The 1,041-nt window shown below is 75.5% G+C and carries 1 protein-coding gene; it reads right to left on the bottom strand.

Features of this window, described 5'->3' with window-relative positions:
• Positions 1 to 198: 198 nt before the first annotated feature.
• Complete coding sequence (locus AB0J52_RS42075; protein WP_500188915.1) at positions 199 to 891, bottom strand: TetR/AcrR family transcriptional regulator C-terminal domain-containing protein; 693 nt, start codon at positions 889 to 891, stop codon at positions 199 to 201.
• Positions 892 to 1,041 lie beyond the last annotated feature (150 nt).

Here is a 1,041-nt window from a genome sequence, read left to right on the forward strand (position 1 = left end):
CGGTGAAGCGAAGCCGGAGGCGAGCGGAGCCGGGCAGATCGCGAAGCGATGCCGCGTTCGCCCAGGCACGGTCACGAAGCGAGCCCCTGGGCGAGCGCAGTGGGCCGGGACTGCGATCAACACAGCGAGCCGCCAGGCGAGCGCAGTGGGCCGGGGCTGCGATCAACACAGCCGCGCGAGCGGAGTGGGCCGGGGCTGTTAGGAGACCAGACCGTCGAGGAGGCGGGTGAGGAGGCGGTCGAAGGTGGTGTCGGGGGGCGGGGGTGGGGTGGGGTCGGCTTCGAGGAGGGTGGAGAGGGCGGTCAGGCCGCCCGCCTCGGCCGCCCGGCGGAGGTACCGGAGCTCGGCCTCGGGGGCCTGTGCGGCGGCGTCGCGCTGGCCCAGTTCGTGGCCGACGTGGCTCGCGACGAAGCCTGTGATCAGGGAGAACACCTCCAGCGCCGCACCGGCGGGAAGGCCGGTGGGCGCCAGGACGACCAGGGCGTGTTCGAGGACGCGCAGGGTGTTCGGGCCGAGGGTGCGGCGTGCGGGGAGAGCCGCGGGCAGCCAGGGGTGGGCGAGCATGCCCGCCCGCTGCGCGCCCGCCAGGGCCCGCATGTCGGCGCGCCAGTCGCCGGTGGCCGGCGGCGGCGGGTACTCGCCCACGGCGTGGTCGATCATCAGCTCCAGCAGCGTCTCCCGGTCGGGGACGTAGGTGTAGAGCGACATCACGCCCGCGCCGATGTGCGCGGCGACCTTGCGCATCGTCACGGCCGTCGCGCCGGTCGGACCCGCCGCGTCCGCGACCGCGACGGCGGCCTCGGTGATCTGGGCGCGGGAGTGGGCGGGCGGGCGGCCGAGCCGGGGCCGGTCCGCGTCGAGCCAGAGGGCCTCGGGGTCCATGCGGATCATCCTGCTATTCTCGTACTAAGTACGAGAACAATCCCCGGAGGAGCCCATGGCCCCCGTCACCCCGGCCCCACGGCTCTCCCGCGCCGCCGGACGCCTCCCGTTCGGCGCCCGCCTGCACCGCCGCCTGCTGCGCGGACTGCCCGAGGCGCG

Origin of the sequence: Spirillospora sp. NPDC049652 (assembly GCF_040675125.1) — a bacterium.
In the GTDB taxonomy this organism is placed as follows: domain Bacteria; phylum Actinomycetota; class Actinomycetes; order Streptosporangiales; family Streptosporangiaceae; genus Spirillospora.

What these genes read in the sequence shown, in the direction of transcription:
- AB0J52_RS42075 (WP_500188915.1), bottom strand. Translation starts at nt 891, where the DNA reads ATGATCCGCATGGACCCCGAGGCCCTCTGGCTCGACGCGGACCGGCCC.